The sequence below is a fragment of the Daejeonella sp. genome, assembly GCF_037719425.1.
Lineage (GTDB): Bacteria > Bacteroidota > Bacteroidia > Sphingobacteriales > Sphingobacteriaceae > Daejeonella.
Window position 1 is genome coordinate 1 of sequence record NZ_JBBJNI010000077.1, and the last position, 18,826, is coordinate 18,826.

General features: G+C 41.8%; 11 protein-coding genes and 1 pseudogene. All 12 read right to left on the minus strand.

What is annotated here, in order from left to right; translation table 11 throughout:
• The coding region (locus tag WKF69_RS11300) for a Gfo/Idh/MocA family oxidoreductase (RefSeq protein WP_340381977.1) at nt 1-262 on the minus strand (262 nt) is incomplete at its 3' end.
• 21 nt (nt 263-283) lie between these two features.
• On the minus strand, nt 284-1,342 hold the full coding sequence (locus tag WKF69_RS11305; protein WP_340381979.1) for a TIM barrel protein: 1,059 nt from the start codon (nt 1,340-1,342) through the stop codon (nt 284-286).
• A gap of 37 nt (nt 1,343-1,379) precedes the next feature.
• Nucleotides 1,380-2,585, minus strand: coding sequence for a hypothetical protein (locus WKF69_RS11310; RefSeq protein WP_340381981.1), 1,206 nt, complete (start codon nt 2,583-2,585; stop codon nt 1,380-1,382).
• A gap of 5 nt (nt 2,586-2,590) precedes the next feature.
• Nucleotides 2,591-3,679: an aldose 1-epimerase family protein gene (locus WKF69_RS11315; RefSeq protein ID WP_340381983.1), complete on the minus strand. Its 1,089-nt coding sequence runs from the start codon at nt 3,677-3,679 to the stop codon at nt 2,591-2,593.
• Between the two features lie 12 nt (nt 3,680-3,691).
• The gene (locus WKF69_RS11320; protein WP_340381985.1) at nt 3,692-6,418 is read right to left on the minus strand and encodes a c-type cytochrome; all 2,727 of its coding nucleotides are present in this window, start codon (nt 6,416-6,418) and stop codon (nt 3,692-3,694) included.
• A 772-nt stretch (nt 6,419-7,190) separates the two neighbouring features.
• Nucleotides 7,191-8,216, minus strand: a complete 1,026-nt coding sequence (locus tag WKF69_RS11325) for a hypothetical protein (RefSeq protein WP_340381987.1) — start codon at nt 8,214-8,216, stop codon at nt 7,191-7,193.
• A gap of 27 nt (nt 8,217-8,243) precedes the next feature.
• Nucleotides 8,244-9,668, minus strand: coding sequence for a DUF1501 domain-containing protein (locus WKF69_RS11330; protein WP_340381989.1), 1,425 nt, complete (start codon nt 9,666-9,668; stop codon nt 8,244-8,246).
• 21 nt (nt 9,669-9,689) lie between these two features.
• Nucleotides 9,690-12,194 carry a DUF1549 domain-containing protein gene (locus WKF69_RS11335; protein WP_340381991.1) on the minus strand — a complete coding sequence of 835 codons (2,505 nt, stop codon included), beginning with the start codon at nt 12,192-12,194 and terminating at the stop codon, nt 9,690-9,692.
• 317 nt (nt 12,195-12,511) lie between these two features.
• Entirely contained in the window at nt 12,512-13,750 is a 1,239-nt protein-coding gene (locus WKF69_RS11340) for an MFS transporter (protein WP_340381993.1), read from the minus strand.
• A 226-nt stretch (nt 13,751-13,976) separates the two neighbouring features.
• Nucleotides 13,977-15,848 carry a proton-conducting transporter membrane subunit gene (locus tag WKF69_RS11345; protein WP_340381995.1) on the minus strand — a complete coding sequence of 624 codons (1,872 nt, stop codon included), beginning with the start codon at nt 15,846-15,848 and terminating at the stop codon, nt 13,977-13,979.
• Between the two features lie 5 nt (nt 15,849-15,853).
• Complete coding sequence (locus WKF69_RS11350; RefSeq protein ID WP_340381997.1) at nt 15,854-18,430, minus strand: DUF2309 domain-containing protein; 2,577 nt, start codon at nt 18,428-18,430, stop codon at nt 15,854-15,856.
• 115 nt (nt 18,431-18,545) lie between these two features.
• Nucleotides 18,546-18,826: pseudogene (locus WKF69_RS11355) on the minus strand (SulP family inorganic anion transporter); the annotation flags it as partial.

Consider the following 18,826-nt stretch of genomic DNA (forward strand, 5'->3'; position numbering starts at 1 on the left):
TATCATTAGGGGTACAGATATCGATTGCATCTATATCAGCTCGGGCGATAACAGCCTTCCAGTCGGTTTCAACCGACTCGTAGCCCCATTGGTCAGCAAATGCCTGAACCTTATCTTTGCTTCGTGAACAAACGGTTTTTAATACCGGACGGTATTTCAGTTCGGGAAAGAAATCACCGATGCGCTTATAGCCGTTGGAATGAGTTCGGCCCATAAAACCGCATCCGATCAACCCAATCCTCAATTCTTTTTTATCGTTCATTTTGTTTTTAAAATGTTTTAATTAACGCTTTTGAACGGACTCGTACCATCCATGATTTTGTCGAACTTTGATCATAGTAGCCAGAATATCGTTCCATGTTTGGCCCTTCATCATAACATCGTTAGGAAACATACATCCGTCCCAGCAAATGTGTTTGAACGCTTTTGTGAGTTCTCCTTTTTCATCACGAAGCCAATAGCCTGCATCCTTTGCAATATCCATTTTTCCATTAGGGTCTGTTGCCTGACAATGTCTTCCCGTTTTATCATGAGACCCTGTTCCATGTACAGTTCCATCATTCTGCGCTACATGAAAGTCAATTGTCCATGGACCCAATGCGGCAGTTAATTTTTTAAGGCCTTCTGCTAATGCTTCGCGATCATTCCACTCGAAATCAACCGGCAGTATCCGGCTTTCAGGGGCGTTGTAACCTAGCAGGTATAAAAAGGTATGTGCCATATCAGCCTGAAAGCCCATGTTAGGCCTATCTACTGCTTCCAGTGTGTCCACCATCGCTTTCCAGCTATGCATACCACCCCAGCAGATCTCCCCTTCTGCAGCCAATTTTTCTCCATAATCGGCAGCAACATCACATGCATCACGGAAAGTTTGTGCGATAAGTTTGGTATTACCCGCCGGGTCAATTGCCCAGCTTCCGGGATCACATGCTGAATCGATACGAATTACTCCATTGGGGCGGACACCAAGTTCCCGCAACCTTTTAGCTATCTGGCACGACTTCCGAACCTGATTCACAAATTGACTTCGCTCTTCTTTGCTGCCAATGGCAGAGCCGCCGGCCGTGGGAGGCCAAACTGGTGCTACAACACTTCCAATCTCCAGGTTGAGTGAGGCAACTTTATCTGCCAGTTGTTTGATATCCTCATCTGTGCTGTCAATGTCAAAGTGGGGAGCGAAAAGGAAAATATCCACACCGTCAAATTTGACACCATCCACCTCGGCACTCGCGGTCATCTCAAGCATGGTATCAAAAGAAATGGGTGGTTCTGAATCGGGGCCTTTTCCCACCATGCCGGGCCAGGTAGCATTGTGGAGTTTTGGATAATTATTCTCAGTCATATATCAAAAATTATTCAGGATTTTAAATTTACATTAATTACAAAACAAGATCCGGATTTCCCGGACCAAAATGCTTAAGAATAACCATGGGATCAGTTGTGGAAGGATTGCTAATGGTGACACCTTCCAAGGCTGCTTTCTCGCTCACAAAAAACTCATCGTTGGTTAATTGTCCGTACCGAATCAGCGCTGGTGTTTCGATATCCCAAACGCCAAATTTCCCGTGCCCCTGCATCACTATTATTCCATAGCAACCGCTATCTGATATGGTAACAGTTCGTCCCGGAAATATGGTTAATTCTTTGGCGCTAAATGCATCGGATTTGTAACAAACCCAATTTTCAATGTATCCTTCAGCTTCCATCTCTTTAATAGCTTTTACTGGCTTAGGGCGCATGAAACGAGTTTCTAATATATCAGGATTAACATTTAAATCCCAATCAATAACTTCCATCAATTGGTCAAAATCACCTTTCCTATCTTCCGGGGTACCGTTCCACAACAATTCTTCGGGAATAATAGCTTCATTAACTAATGACTGGTACATCGCAAAAACATCCGATGCTTTCTGGGGCTCGTAGGTACACATACTACCCGGTGCATGGAGCATTCCGGGAGGCACATCCCAACCTGTGCCCGGCTCCAGGCGAAATGCCTGCGAATAGTTGGTTAGTTTATTATCGCCTTTGGTAAAGTTGACCAGGCACTCCCGAATCTGTTCTTTAGTTGTGCCCGGAGCTATCCCAAAAAATGTATAAGGAAAATCCCCACCGTGATTGTTTAGTTGGGGCGGGAAATAATAAGCTTCTGGTTTACCTTTCTGGCCGATTTTAGCAGCTTGCTCATCATTGTGATGAATATGATGAGGAAGAGGTCCCATATTATCAAAAAATTTAGAGTACATCGGCCAGCTTTCATGTTCGTTCCACAGGCGGTTGCCAATTAACTCGCCTTTCAGTTCATCAACCGCATCTTTTAAAAGTATATGTTGATCTTTGGTTCCGTCATTATAAACGATAGCGCTTAAACCTTCGTTTTCGCCAGTTAATGGACCATTTTTCGCAGGCGTTGTTGAAGAAAGCCAACGTTCATCAATACCTCCACGCTCTCCCCCCAATACATAATAATCATCAGGGTGCAACTTAATCCGCCTTCCCGGTACACAGAATGAACGAGGTACCCAATTTGGCGCTAAACGCAGAATTCCTTTACCTTGTTCTAATGCTTTTCCTGCTAAACTCATTTTTATTAGTTTATATGAATAATTTTAGTTTCAACTAACCGATTATTTAAAAACTCATTGATAGCTGTTTCCTGGTCCAGCACTTCAATTTCCAGATCATACACCCTGCTTTCTCCCGGCAGAAGATATATCAATTGATTCAGTTCCCGAGCCTTAGCTTGACCTATGGGTGGATTTGTTCCAGGCTCTAAGCCAATTACATATTCACCTTTGCCAAAATGCAGCCAGTTGGTTAGCCAGGGCAGCTGCTCTTTTTTAAATCGCAAGACAAGAGCAATACCTATTGCCGGGTTGTAAATCCCGCTGGTACATTGGCCGGAACCATCCGGCGCGATATCAATAAAGGCAGCTTCTTCGCCGCCACCACAGTGATCATCTAATGGAGCAGGACACTTTCGGAAGCTATTTCCTTCTCGAAAAATTTTATTGCTTTCTCCGCTTTCGCGGGGTTTCCAGGAACCTTCCCAAATGATCTGAGCACCTTCATCAACTAAAGGCCAACCAAAATTGCAATGATACAACAGCATATGCGGAGCTGTGGTATTGCCTTTGTTGACAACTTCATCGTAAATTCGAATGGACGCCTTTCCTAATGTTGCGGAAATGGTTCTCCTCAGTTCTAATCTTATGCCGAGTGGATGTGTTTGCCTTATTATTCCGGTGATGCTCATTTCCATTTTGCCAGCGACAGGATCTGGCTGGATGATGGATTCTATTTCTGCCGGGATATTACTGACTTGTCCGTGAAGGCCGCGTTCGCCAAATTCATCAGTTTCGGGCCCACCAATATGGGTTAAACCGCAGGTAACTAACAAACCGCCGCCAAAGGTTCGGATCCAATCAATACCCTTGTCAGAGAATGGCTGCGGAGTGGTAATTCCCAAATGACTAAGCCAGGCTAAGCTATGCTGGTTGTAAAATGCATCTGCAATATCCATAGCCCGGTCAATTACCACTTTGTAACGCAGACCCGTTCCGGTGTTTATCCAGGCAATACGGGTTCCCCGGCTTGTACCGTTATCTATCACAGAGGTTTCAATCCCGCCTAATTGTGTGGGGTTTGATATTTTATTATGCCAGGCCTGACGTGTCAAAATTATAATCTCCTAATTATTGGTAATGGGTTGCTTGCTTTTTGGCTTGTAGATCTGATGATCTTTATTCGATCCCGAAATCAGGTAAGCCATCAGGTCTTTTAATTCTTCTTTATTTAAGCTGTTTAACATACCCGGGTACATAGAAGATACATCAGAAATCCTGGTTCTTACCACATTTTGTTTAGGTACCTCACGCAGCGTTTGCGGTGCAAATGGATTCTGAGAAATATAATATTTTTCAGCGTCTTCATTTTTAAGCCTTCCTATAACCGAACTGCCATCTTTTAAGTAAAATGCGGTATAAGCGTATTGATCAGATATTACTTTATTCGGCTCAAGGATAGATTCCAGGATGTCCCTGGCTGAGAAACGGGTTCCCAATTGCGTCAGCGACGGACCAACTGCGCCGCCTTCACCCTGGATGCTGTGGCAGGAAATACATTGAGTTGCGGAAAACAGCATTTCACCCTGTTCAAAGTTTCTATCTGTTGAGTCCTTTTGAACAACTTCAAGTGCCTCATTTAATTTCCACGTTTTGCCCGGACCTTTAGCGCTGCCGACGCTGGCTAGTTTCATTCCATTCTTGGTTAGCAATTCATTTCCCGAAATCTTATTATAATGGTCGAATTGATCCCGCGGTAAATTAGCTAAAGCCATTTTGCGTGCTTTATCAATAAAACCGACAAAACTATTACCTCCCCTGTATCCAAACGCTGTATAGTACCATTTGAAATATTTCTCTCTTCTTTCTGTTGTCCAGCCATTTTTTGCTTCACTTAATGCCGTTACATAATAAATTTGCTGAGCAGGTGGTGTTTTGGCTAACATTTTTGCAATGTCAAGTCCGTATTGAGGATTACGCAGGATTAAGTCTGAAGACTGCATGAAAGATTTTTGATCATCCACGTCCTGAACGGTTCCATCAAGTAAAGCCAGTGTTTTTTGAACTACTAATGGGTCATCCAGAGCAACCAAAACTTTGCTGAATGAACGATTCAATTCATTGCTTTTGGCAGGATAGAATTGATTTAGGTAAGTGCTTAATTTAACTTTTTCAGCATCATAAGGTTTACCCATTCTGGAAATTATCAATTCATAAGCTCTTAAAACATCTATTTGCTGTGCTTCAGGTAATATACTGTAGTTTATATTCATTAATGCATTGATCATCCTTACTTGTAAACCTCTGTTTCCAGTTCTGGCCATAGCAATCATTGCTTGAGGGAGTATCTGAGGATCTTTTTCTTTGAATGCTCTTTCCTCCCATTGGCTAAGAGGCTGATGTTCCATTACCATACGGGCAGCATAACGAATAAAGCGATCTTCATTTCCCATGTTTCGCCAGGCCAAGCTAATTGCTTTTTTATTTGGGGCACCATGAAATGTTTCCAATCGCTGTCTTAATTTACGTGCCTCCAGTATCTCACGTGAAGTATTCGTTAATAATGGAGTATTTGACAAAGTGTTTTCGCCATAATAAACGCGGTATAGATCTGAATCCAGTTTCCGTCCGCCTGTTAAAAAATACATAGCCCCATCTGGTCCAACAATACCATCAGTTAAGGGCAATGGCGCACCGGAAATAAATTCTTCCGCAGTTGCTTTGTACGAAGACCCGCTTGGAGTTAATTGAACGGCATAGATGATCCCAAAACTCCAGTCGAAGGCAAATAAGCCTCTGCGATATTTTTCCGGGAATCGTGCATTATTTCCGCTGAAAAGGCTGGTAGGTGAGCCCTGTCCGATGTTTAATATTGGCGGCAAGTTATCCGGATATGCCGGCGACCATTTACTGTTACCTGTGCGCCATCCAAATTCGCTTCCGCTGGTTGAATGGCTTATACGTGTAGGCCGGTACCATGGCATACCAAAATCCCACTCCATATCCGCGTCGTAAACAAACATATCTCCAACTTCATTAAATGCAAGGTCAAATGCGTTTCTGTATCCCGCACTGATCAATTCCCAATTTGTTCCTTCCGGATTTATTTTGACAACAAAACCACCCGGAGCATAACGATCATTAGCATGTCCGTTCGGATCTTTTATTAAAGGGAATAAGTTGTCTTCTCTCCAGGATTCAGGCAAACGATAAGCATCCATTTTGGGAACATCCACATGATTTCCGGCTATGAGGTAAATTGATTTTTTATCAGGAGAAATGACCATACTGTGTGGCCCATGTTCTCCTCCCGGAGTAACCAGGTCTTTAAGCAAGGTAATCTCATCATACTGATCATCATTGTTTGTATCTTTAAGTCGGTAAAGACCACTGCTCTTAGCCATTGAGGTATCACCTTTATGATTAACCATCACGTAAAGGCTATTGAAAGCGTACAATAAACCCTGAGCATAGCCCATTTTTATCTTCTCTTTGGTGGTATCCCCCTCAATTTTGATCTCCAGTTTTTCTACCTTTATTTTTGATTTTACCGAATCGGTACCAATAGGGGGAATTGTGAGACGATACAGATATCCGTACTGATCACAGGTAATCATCCTGCCCTTGTCATCAAACGTCATGGCCACCCATGAGCCATTTTTACTCTCCGATGGGCTGTATAAATGTTCTGCTTTAAAGTCGGGCAAAAGCTTCAGTTTTTCAACTTTTGGATCTAATTCCCTGGCTCTGTTCCGACCGGTTTCCTTAACGTTGCCGATAAAAGAAGCTCCTACAAAAAGTAGAATAGAAAGTGTTACTATTAATTTTACAGATGTATTCCGATTTATGCTCATATAACTATAATTAAACATTCAATTTTAAAAACGATTGTTTTCTTTGCCACTTACCCTAGCAAGCCTTTAAAACATTTTTATTAATATACATATATTCTTAAAAGTAAATAATGGTGCTTCATTAAAAAAAATAAGCCATCCGTACCTGCAACTATAATATCCTCCTTCACTGTTTTATGCAGGTCAGCGATCTGCACTTTCAAACAACTGCCCACGAATCCGGATTTATTTTAGGGGCGCGTTCAAAGAATAGTTTCCATTGCCGAAAACATCGATTTTTAATTTGCGACATCAGCTTATTGCTTCTTGTTATTTCAATGCTTGTTTTAAACTCAAAGCTTATTTAATAAGCTTGATCGGGATCACAATTTAGAGATGAATAATTACTTCTCTGTCCTGAACTGTCCTGATCTTAATAATTATCTTCATTTTAAATTATTAAAATATAAATAGTTGATAACTAAATATTTATTATTCAATAACTAACATGTCACATTTCAAAAGAGGCATATCATATGCAAAGAAAGGACACGCCTATCAAAAAAAGGCAAAGAGATACCTCTTTCGACCAGAAGTTAAATTGGCAGCGGACTTTAGAAATATTTCGATTCCATAAACCAATTTACAAAAGCACCTGGCGATGCTCAAAATACCCAGGAAGGAATAAGAATTGTACTGATCAGTTATAACGACTTCTTAAGGGGTTCTATAGCAGTAAAAAGTATGATCTACTATGAAAATCATCTTTTTAGAAAATCAAATTGTTTATGCCTTATATACGCATCAATTTATAAGGATAAACTTTCCCCGATGCCCATTGTGCTACATATATATTTTCATCCTGATCTACACATACATCATGCGGATGAACAAATATTTTTTCAGTCTGCTGCATGGGCTGCAAAACACCTTTCACGTACATGGGCTCATTACCACCAATATTACTGACCACTTTATTGTGTTTATCCAAAATAGTTACAAAACCAGAACCTGGGGCTTTCGTATTGGGCGACCGGAATACGGCGGCATATAAATAATCACCTTGAATAACCGGGCGGCAAACGCAGGCACCTGGAAGTTTAATTACCTCCAGCAATTCTCCTTTTTTAGTAAATCGTTTAAAACAATTCCTTGTCCTGTCGGTGATGAGCAACGTACGTTTATTATTACGAGTATCAAAACAAATACCATGTGCATTATCCAGATGAGCATCACCTTCACCGCGTCCACCGAAATATTTAATTAGTTTGCCTTTTCTGTCATAATGTAATATGTATTGCGCGCCATAACCATCTGCAATAAAAATATCTCCATTTTTATCTACTACAGTTTCAGTGGGTACAAATTCTTCTGGCTTAGAATAGATCCCAGCATCCATAGGTGCACTAATCGTGAGGAGTACCTTTCCGTCCATGGTCGTTTTAAAGACCTGGTGTTTTGAGGTATCAGTAATATATAGAAATTCTGTTCCGTTTTCATTATGCAAGGATAAACCATGTCCTCCCGGGAATGCATGCCCCCAGTTATTCAGTACTTTTCCGTCTTTATTGAAAATGAGAATATTATTTTTTGTTTCATTAGTTAAGAGAATAATTCGTCCTTTGCTGTCCTGAACCATTTCATGGCAATCATTTACAGGCAGTTGAGCCTGGTTTGTTTTAGCCCAGGAAGTATTCAGTGTATATGTCATATTATTATAACCATATACCTTGTCGTTAGGTTTGGCAAATAAATCGTGCAAAATCAACAAGCTACTGGTTGTTATTGCTGTTTTCTTGATAAAATTTCTTCTTTTCATGGGTATTTATTTAAACGGTCAATCATTTTATGCAAACAATTCAAGCTCGGGCTTTCCCAAGCCATCTGGCGTGGTATAGAATGGCCTTTTTTCCACGATATAATTTGCATCTTCGGCAATGCCAAGGGCATGATATATGGTCTGATGAACCTGGTCAATTACGATAGGTTTTTCAATGGTTTTACAAGGCCGTTCATCTGCTGTTTTACCATAAACATTGCCTTTTTTAACTCCGCCGCCAAACATTAACATGGAGCATCCGTCGGTGAAGTGGCGATGCATTCCATAATTTTTTATATCTTCTATAATATCGGGTTGATTAACCTGCTCTTGCACTTTAAGATCCGGACGACCTTCTACCATCATGTCCCTGCTGAATTCACTCGCCAAAATAACCAGGGTACGGTCCAGGTGTCCGGTACGTTCCAGGTCTTTTATCAACTGTGCAATAGGCCCGTCGATCTGCTTCTTCATATCGATTAACCTGGTATAACCATTATCATGGGTATCCCAGCTTTTAAAAGGTTCATATTCAGTGGTAACGCTGATAAATCGTGCCCCCTGTTCAGTTAGCCGCCTTGCCATCAGGCAGCCTAAACCAAATTTTCCAGTGTTGTAGATATCATAACTCTCCTTTGGTTCTTGACTCAGATCAAATGCCGCGGCCTCTGGAGATTTCAAAAGGATATAAGCCTGTTCTAATGACCTTCTTAATGATTCCTTCTGGTAGTCGCTGCCAAATTCACCTGTTGGACTTTTACTAATCAGTTCATTATACAATTGATTTCTTTTTTCAAACCTCATGGCCGACATGCCTACGGGTGGCCTTACACTTTCCAGACCAGAAGATGGGTCTGGAATAAGGAATGGGCCGTACTCGCTTCCTAAAAACCCGGCAGTGTGGAAGGCTTTTAATTCTTCTCCTTCTCCTAATGTAAACCTTTGTCCAATATCAATAAAAGGAGGTATAACGGGGTTCATCGAGCCAAGCTCCTTTGCGATCCAGGAGCCTATATGGGGAGCAGAAACAGATTGCGGCGGCTTATAACAAGTATGCCAGTGATATTGATGACGAGAGTGTAATATATGCCCCATATCGCCAGCAACATAAGACCTGATCAGGGTTCCTCTATCCATTACCTTCCCGATTGACTCCAGACCATGTGAAAAGGAGACCCCATCGAGTATGGTAGGCACCGACTTAAAGGTGCTTAACACATCATTCGCCTTCATTCCTTTGGTAAACGGTGTATATCTTTTGGGATCAAATGTATCTGTATGAGCCATTCCTCCTGCCATCCATAGTAAGATGACGGTATCGGCACTGGAATTTGCTTTTCTGCCGTTGCAGGAAGTTAAAAAACTTGTGATGGGAACACCTGCTGCAAGTGCTGCTAAGGAAGCGGCACTTGTTCCTTTTAAAAATTCTCTTCTATTCCAAAGCGCATTCATAAGCAATAGTTAAATTTTTCTTTAATAAATGATTTGAAATTCAGGAAGTAGCAAAATAGCCCAGAACAGATCCTGAATGGAATCTGTTGCGGGTTTGTCGCCCAATAATTTTTTGGCGACTTTAAATTCCCCTGGCTGTACTTCGCGCCCTAATGCCCGCTTATAAATTTCTTTAATTATTATATCACTGGTCTTATATTTCTGCTTCCAGTTTTGAGCCCCTATTCTGATCATTGAATTGAACCTCTCTCCGTTGGTTAATTCAAGAGCCTGCAATAGGTTCGCCTGAGACTCCCTGCTCGTGGAAACTGTTTCCCTGTTCGGCCGGCCTAAAGCAGTTAGAAAAGTATTATTTACTACCATGGAAGCGCGGGCAAAAGGTTTACCTGACAGATCATACACGGTGTTTACAGATGGATTATATTTTACCAGCGAATCGGGAAAAAGAGGATTAATGACTGTTCCAACAGCATCCGAAAACTGTTCTGCAGTCATTCTCTTCCTTAGAATCCCAGTGAACTTATAATCCTGGGAAACAATGTTGCTGGGATCTTTAAACCCTACGGAAGACAGCTGGTAGGTATTGGAACTGGTGATCAGATAAATCAGTTCTTTTATATCAGATTTATTCTGGAAGTTGAAAGCCATCCAGTCCAACAGGTCCTGGCTCCAGGGTTCATTATCCATAATATCAACAGGTTCTATAAGGCCTCGCCCCATTAGCTGTGCCCATATTCTATTTACTAAGGTTCGATACAAACGTCCGTTTTCCGGTCTAATCATATTCTCGGCCAACTGTGCTCTTTTTACAGATACTGTGGCCTTATTATCAATTACACCCAATTCTTTCCAGAGCATTCTGGCATCGGTGAACTTACCGGTAGGCTTATCGCATCGATTTATTTCAAGAGTACTATCGGCAAAAATGTTAGCAAATGCATATGCATCATCGAGTTTCCAATCGCTAATAAAACTATTATGACAGGACGCACATTTTAAATTTAGTCCCAAAAAGACCTGGGATACATTCTGCGCAGCTTGCATTTCTGTCCTTTGGCTGGCATTCACAACCCCGCGCCATTTGATGCCTTCCACAAAGCCTTTCGATTCCTCTGAAGGACTTACCAATTCTTTAACAAACTGCTTGTAGGGCTTATTTGCTTTTATTGATTTATACAGCCAATTTGTAATATCATAACGACCCTTCGTAATATAACCTGTTCCCGTATAATCGTTTCTTAATGCATCATTCCAAAATGTAAGCCAGTGCATCGCATAATCGTCTTCACGATTTAGCAGTAGTCTTATCCACAGAGATCGCTTATCCGGTCTTTTATCTTTCGTAAATGCTTCAATTTCCTGCGGGCTGGGCAATAATCCGATGATGTCAAGAAATATTCTCCTTATATATGTTCTGTCATCAACAAGCTTTGGCCAGGTAGTTTTACTTTTTGTGAAATATTGGTTCGTCCACCTGTCGACAGGGTTGGTCATGTTACCCGAAACAGGTGGCAGCGTCGGATTCCGGGGCGGCATTGCAGCAAGCTTGAAAACGTTTTGTTTATCAGGTCCATCGGGCCACGGTGCGCCTTTATCGATCCAAAATTTCATCAAAGCTATTTCATTTTCAGACAGCTTTTTTCCTTTGGAAGGCATGCGATCCTTATGACTGGAAGGCAGCGTAATGCGGCGGAATATTTCACTTTCAAGGGAATTTCCAGGGATAATGACCGGACCATTTTCCCCTCCTTTAAAGACCATATTCTTCCGGTCGAGCCGCAGTTCGCCTTTAACCTTTTCAGCGCTATGACATTTATAGCAATTGTGAGCAAATATCGCTCTCACCTGTACATTGAGTTCGGCCTCCTGTTTTATAGTTAATTTTGTGGTATCGTTTTTAAAGGAAGTCAATTCAAAATTGCTAGATCCGGATGCAGTATAATCGTCGCTCCAGGGAAGAGTACTTGACAGGTAATCTTTCCCATGTGCCAGAGAGGCTCCAAAATGGCCGGCCAGCGATACGCCGAGGGCGCTAAAAAATAAAATACTGCGATATGATTTTATCAGGCATAACTGATTTTTTTTTAGTATCCTGTTTAGTAACACCCAGGCAATAGCTCCCAGCCCGGCTGTGGAGATACCTGCCCATTGGTGTATGCTCAAAAGATCTTCCCCATAATCTCCATCTCTGGATAATAGCAAGCCAAACACAGCAGAAAATATCGCGGAGATCACGCCAGCAGCTACAAGCAGGTTAATACCGGGACGCAATGCTGAATCAAATTTTTTAAGGGTAAAAAGCTCTAGTATTGCGGCAAAAAACAGCAAGCCTACAGGAAAATGAACCGCTAATGGATGAAGCCTTCCTAAAAATCTCCAGAGCCAGAAAGTTTCGGAAGCCGAAGTAGCAGGTGAAGATCCATCGAATCCACTATACAACAACTGCAGCAGCCAAATCACCATAATGGTAATAACAACAAATACTATCTTTTTCCAGGAAAATATCTTTTCAATAGTATTTTTCATATGCTTCCAAACAATAAAAATAAAGTAATATTAGCTCAGTATGCTGACTTGCCTGAAAAAGAATGAGTGCTTTTCTTGTATCTGATAAAGTAAAGAGGATAACCTTTTACGAGTATGTAAAAGGTTATCCATAATCTTCAAATAATGACTAATAACCTGAGTTTTGGCTTAATTAAGCATTGATCAGGATCTGCGTAGCAGGGAGACCCTGGTTCTGAAGGAAGTCTTGTGTGCACCGACACGAAAACCAAACCTACCCGCTGTGATTAGTGTTAAGACACCCGGTTTTCACAATAAATGAACTTACAACGCTTTAATTAATGTACAGCAGTTTTCACATCATTTTTTGCGTTTTTTTGCCAAAAGAAAAATATGGTGAACAAAACAATCAGTATAAAAGGGAATATCACCATTTTTGTGAGAGTATCCTGACCTGCTGCAAGATCCAATTCTAGTCCTGTCAGCCCTAAAGCGACGTTTTCCGCCCTGTCCTTATCAATCCAGCTGCCAATAATGGGCTGAAAAATGGCGGTAGAAAACATACCTATTCCACCAATAATGGACATTCCTAAGGCGCCACTAAGAGGAATCCGCTGGGCTACTGCTCCAACCATGGTGGGCCAGAAATAACATACTCCAACTGCAAAACAAACTGCCGCTAAATAAACAGAAGGACCTGTAGCTACACTGAATAAGAAAATACCCAATGTTGCGAAAACCGCAGAACCTAACAGTATACCGGTCTGACCAAATTTTTGAACCACTGGTCCGGCAAAGTACCTGCCCACCGCCATTAAACCTGTTACCAGAGCCAAAATTAACATTGGATGAGCTCCGCTGCTGCTCATGATAAGACCTACCCACTGCTGTGGGCCGAACTCTGTAATTGCAGTAAGAGCCATACAGAAGAACAAAAATATATATAGCGGTGTCAACATAGCTTTGAAATTTTCAGCAAGGGTGACGCCTCCTGCATTTTGTGGCTTGGGAAAAGTTTTTCCATAAAACAAAGCGGCATATATAATAGTAGGAATCATAATTACCCACATCTGCGTTTGCCAGCTTAACTCAAAATCGGTCATAAATTTGGAGATCAGGCTACCAAGCACTATCCCTCCGGGAAACCACATGTGGAATCTGTTGAGCATTTTGTTCATTTTGATACCGGAGTACGTATCGGCGATCATCGGGTTACAGGCCGCTTCTGTACAGCCGTTACCAAAACCAATAAATAAGGTGGAGATAAGTAAAAGTGGGTAGATATAAGGCCCTACTGAAAAAATGGTTAATAAAATTCCAACAGTATGAGAAATAAAGGCCACTATCATTATGTTTTTAGGGCCAAAACTATGATAAACCAGGCCTCCTATGATCATAGATATAGGAAATCCTAAAAACCACATAGAATTGATAAATCCAAGTTGTGTAGGACTCAGCTCAAATTCATTGCCCAGCTGAGATAAAATACCGGCTCTGATGGCGAATGTAAATGCGGTGGTGATAAGTGCAAAACAACTTCCGTAAAATAAGGCACTTTTATTGACGTTTTCATCCATGGATATTTAGTTTAGTTAATCAGTGAAATTTCTTCAAGATATTAAAATAGGATCACAATTTAGAAATGAAAATTAACACCTCTATCCTGCTCTGTCCTGACCTTGAAAAAATATTTAGAATTGTTAATTTTAGCTAAAATTATTGATAATCGGTACTTTATGAATTAGTGGGTTGCTCTTTACTTTAATATTTGCAGATGTCATTGGAAGATCTTTTCCCGCACCATTACGAATATTTAAACGCTATCGGATGATCATTCTTCTTATGCTGGCCCATAAAGATCCGGGCATAGATCCTCAAAATGGCTAGTTCCACATACAGAAAACTCAGGGAGGTGAAGAGAATCAATATAATTTCCCCTGTTTTAATATGGCTGAACATCAGGTCTATCCCTATAAATGTGGGCGTTAAAGGCAATCCTATCAAGCCAAGACAAGCGATCAGAAATATGAACCCGGTTTTAGGGCGCTCGTGAGTATATCCATGGTAGGTATCGAGCCTCGTGTCATTATCAATTGCCCTGATCTTTTTAAGGCAGATATATCCCACCAGCGCAGAAAGGATAATACCGCTGAGATAGATCACGACCTGCTGATATCCGAACTTTTCATTGATCAGATTAATCGAGAGTGTCATGAACAATTGGCCGGCAATAGCAGCAAACCAGGCGTCCAAAGCTTCACCCCGTTCTGAAAACGCCCTTATGATCAGCAGTAAGCCCACTGAAGAAAATAATAAAGGCAAGGCTTTGAAAAAAGCTGGCGGAATATCTGCCTGATAAAACTTACTGTACAGTCCAAAAAGAAATAGCAGGCCTACAACTATCGCTGTGGCTTTCGTATCAATAAACTTCATACTTTGCCCAAGTTTCTTAAACGGATTCCAGAAAAACTTATATAAGCTTCCGTCAAGATTCCATTCCTTTATTGCAAGGACATAAAAAGCATTCTTTATTTTCCGCAGGAACGGGCCGTCAAAGTTGTTTTTGCGCGGCTTAAAGCTAAAGACCATATCGTGAATACTATAACTAAGCACAGATGGTGACACCAGCAACTGGTACGTGCGAAGGAAAGCATTGCCAGCAAAATGAACCAGCGCAAGGATATGAAGCCCAAAAGCTACCTCAATAAATATCAATCCTATCTGGGCAATAGAAGAATAAGCGATCTGTGTTTTGACTGATGACTGTACACTTGCAATCGAAGATGCGATGAGGCATGTGATGAGTCCGATGCCAACGATCAGCCATTTAATAAATTCTATGCCCTGCCAGTAGGGATATGTTCTTAAGAGCAGGAACACGCCGAGATGAACTGACAGCGAACCGTAAAAGATCGCGCTTGATGTAGTTGGCCCCTCCATTGCCCGTGGCAGCCAGGATGAGAATGGCATTTGAGCAGATTTAGCCGCTGCAGCGATAACGATCATTATTCCTATAAACAAGCCATAGGTACTATTTCCCGAAAGCTGGGAGTTAACCAGATCAACATCGTGAAGCTTCATAAAAGTGATATTCTCGTGCCAGAGATGGTGACTCATCCACATGGCCAGGATCAGACATATATCTCCTAAGCGATAAACGGAAATAACCTTCAGGCCATTTCTTACCGGCAAGTACCTGTCTCTGTAAAATGCGATCAACAGAAACGAAGCTATACCCAATATCTCCCATCCAACGAAAAGGGTTTCGAAGTTTCCTGATAGGATAACAATGTTGTAGCCGAGGAAAAATGAAAGGATGGTTGAGAAAAAGCGCTTAAACCCTTCCTCCCTGTGCATATAATATTTACTGAAGATGACTACAAGAAAGGTCAGTACTGATCCTATCATCGCAAACACCGCTGCTATACTGTCAAAATAAAGAGCAATGAAGATATCAATTTCGTCATTTTTAAAAAGGGTAAGATGCCTGACGCTAAGAACCTCTGCCCCATCCATTATCCAGATGATGACAAAAACTAAAATACTTATCAGGTGAGTTGCAGACGAAGCTATAGCCAGGCCCGAAATATTACGTTCCTTTTTTGCGGGCAGGAAAAGGCTGATAACAAAAGCCGCTAAAGGTATAAAAATGAACAGCTGAAGAATGGTTTCCATATGGTTTAATCGAGTAGGTAAACAGGTAAGTTTTCTTTAGTAGCGTCGGGAATATTATTCGTTTCCATTTCCGGTGCTCTTTCTATAAAACCGTTGAAATCCTCAATAATTTCGGTTGTCTTTTTCAGGGGTTGATACGGTACGAACTCTCCTTCTTTAAAGCGGTGAAACTTATGCGTTTCTGGATTGATCGCTACGAGGTGCACCCACTCATTAATAAACCATTCATACATTTCAGGTACATCCTGTATCGTCTTCAATACAACCTCAGGATAGTGCTCGACAATGATGAGCAAACGTACCGGATCATGAACTTCGATCATCTGCACTGGAAGGCCGGGCCGAAGATCACCATCGCTGCTGTTTGCAACTCCGATGAGGCCCATAACGTTGTGCGGAAGTTTTGTCCCTGCTCCCAGCCTGTAATTATCCACCCGTGAGAAATAATATTCAAGGTTTATTCCGCCACAAACTGGCCCAAGAGGTCTCATTACTCCGCTAAGTAATTTCCCTTCCGGATCGGTCCGGTAATCATAAGAATTCAGGAAAGCCCGCCTGTCAAGGTAAACTCCCTTAGTCAGGTTTCTGCTTCCAACAATACATAGGGTATTCGTACCATGGCCCAGCTCAGGACGAGGTTCAAATAAGGATACCGACCTGTCGAGAATAGCTCTCCGAACCTTACCAATAGTCATTTTTGTTTTAATAGATGCAAAACGTCTTGAACGCTCTTTAGCATTCAGATCAAGAGCCCTCTCAAATGATTGCTTATTCACCCGATGAGCTTCAAAGTTCACTGGAGTCAATATATCATCATCAAAAAATTGGATCTGATCTGCCGCAGTATCATGCAGTCCGCCAAGGAACTGCACTTCCTCGGGAATATTTATCCCATGCTCAGCTAATATTTGCCTTACGGTCTGATGATTCGCCATGAATGCAAAAACCCTTGCATTCACAGATCCCGGCCGTCCGCTGCATGCGCCGCAATCGTGGGCTCCATGATGCGGATTATTTGCACTGCTTGATCCGTGTCCAATCACGTAAATGAGCTTTGAGAAGTCTCTGATAAGTCCGATTCCTCTTAAATGGCCTTCAACACGTGTTCCCATCTCAGTTACTGTGAATCCCACTTGCAGCCCGTTTTCCGTTTCACCGTTAGCATTCTCAATGGTTAGCCGGGACCCCTTGCCCATATGAGCAAATGCATTCGAAATTGCAGGGCTCATTTTTGGCTGGAAAAGATTAAGTATCAACCTGAAGAATGCGAAGAAGCCCAGCGTGAGCGAGATAAGCGAGCCGATAAAAAATGTATGTGACAGCTTGGTATAAAGCAACTCGTGTTTTCTTTTTTCCAGGACGTCAGACTCCTTGATCAAATATTTGGGCGTAACCGGCGCCGGACAAAGTTTGTCGTAGAATTTTCCGTTTTCAGGCTGAAAGTAGAACTCCACTCCGAAAAACCCAGGTGTGCCTAATGTCTCACAGTTTTTGTCTACGTTTTCGATGTGACGCCTTATGGAGCATTCTCGTTCGTCAATACAAAACAAGGCCTGGAAGCTTTTTCCTTCGGTTTTCGGCCGTTCCCTTTTTCGGTCAGCCTCAATACCAGCTAGCACACCATCGTAATAGCTCCATTCAAAAGCATCCTGCCAGATCATTAAAACCTCGTTGGTCTCTGTTTGCTGAACGTCTGCGAACAGATCAAGTGGCTGCACCAATATATTGCTTGCTAATGGTTTCCAATTATCCAGTTGATTTTCCAGAACATCGATTTCCATGATCAGTTCAAGCGTGATCAGATCCTTCAGCGAAATAGCCCTGTTGTCCAAAAGGGTATGAGGCTGATCCTCTACCGTTGCAACCATGCCAGACCATCCAGGGTGGCCGAATTGCTGATCAAATAAATATTGCTCGTAATATCTTGGATCACCCACCACCATATCAAGAAGAGCGCTGATCGTTATATTTTCATCCGCAATAAGCTTCCTGGCCCGATCAGTTTGAAAGAAACTGCTTATCCCATTCCGCTCGAGTTCACGCACTGAAGCTAAAAACCCCGCGTTCTCAAGCGGAAAGTTCCATAGGGAGATTCCCTGGTCGAGATAACTGTTGAGCAGACGAAAAAGCAAAGGATTGACAAAGAAACTCAGGTCAAGCTTATACTGCTTATTCCACTCCTTTCTCAGCTGGCCTATCCTGGCAGAATTATGAAGATCATACTCTTTATCGAGCAGGTTCCTTTTCCATTCTTCCAAAGACTCTTCTGGTTTTCTTTCAATAACGGCTTTGTCGAGAATGTCTTCTCTGATCCTGCCATCCTTATACATTTGCCTGAATTCTTTTAACTGAAGTGTTACCTGGTAGCCAAAAGTTTTCGATGCCTTAAAAATTGCATCATAAAATTTCATGTGCTGGTAAGCGTGTAAGGAATTATGGTGAATAAAATCCTTGAGCGGAGTTTGCGAGGGCAGAAAGTGCTTCAGTTCATGGAGTGTATGATTAACATCATAATCCTGGACTGGCAAATAGTTTATTTGCTCGCTTGTTTCCAGAGTATCTAAAGTGCCTGTTTCAGTCATTATTTTAATTTTATCTACCTAAGCGGCAAAACTATCAGCGGCGGGCCGCCCCATTACCTGACCATTGCATCCGGCAGGTTAAAGATAGGATTCGCTTCCCAAGCAGGGCAATGTTCTAATGTCCCGCAACTCCTTTGAATTCGGGAATATCTTTTAATTCTAATTTTATATTCTTAAGCTCTGCAGTCTTCTTAAAATCATGGATTATCTCGAGTACGTCCATATCGATATTATGCGACTTGTGGCCATCTATTACAACCCGGGAATTGTATGGCAGATGGCCAAGCGTTAATGCTATGCTGCCTTTGTTTAAGAAAGTAACATCTTCGGCCAGCAGGATTCTGATCTTGTGCCCTTCGTGATGATCTTCTTTGTGAAAGAAATATGCCCGCTTGT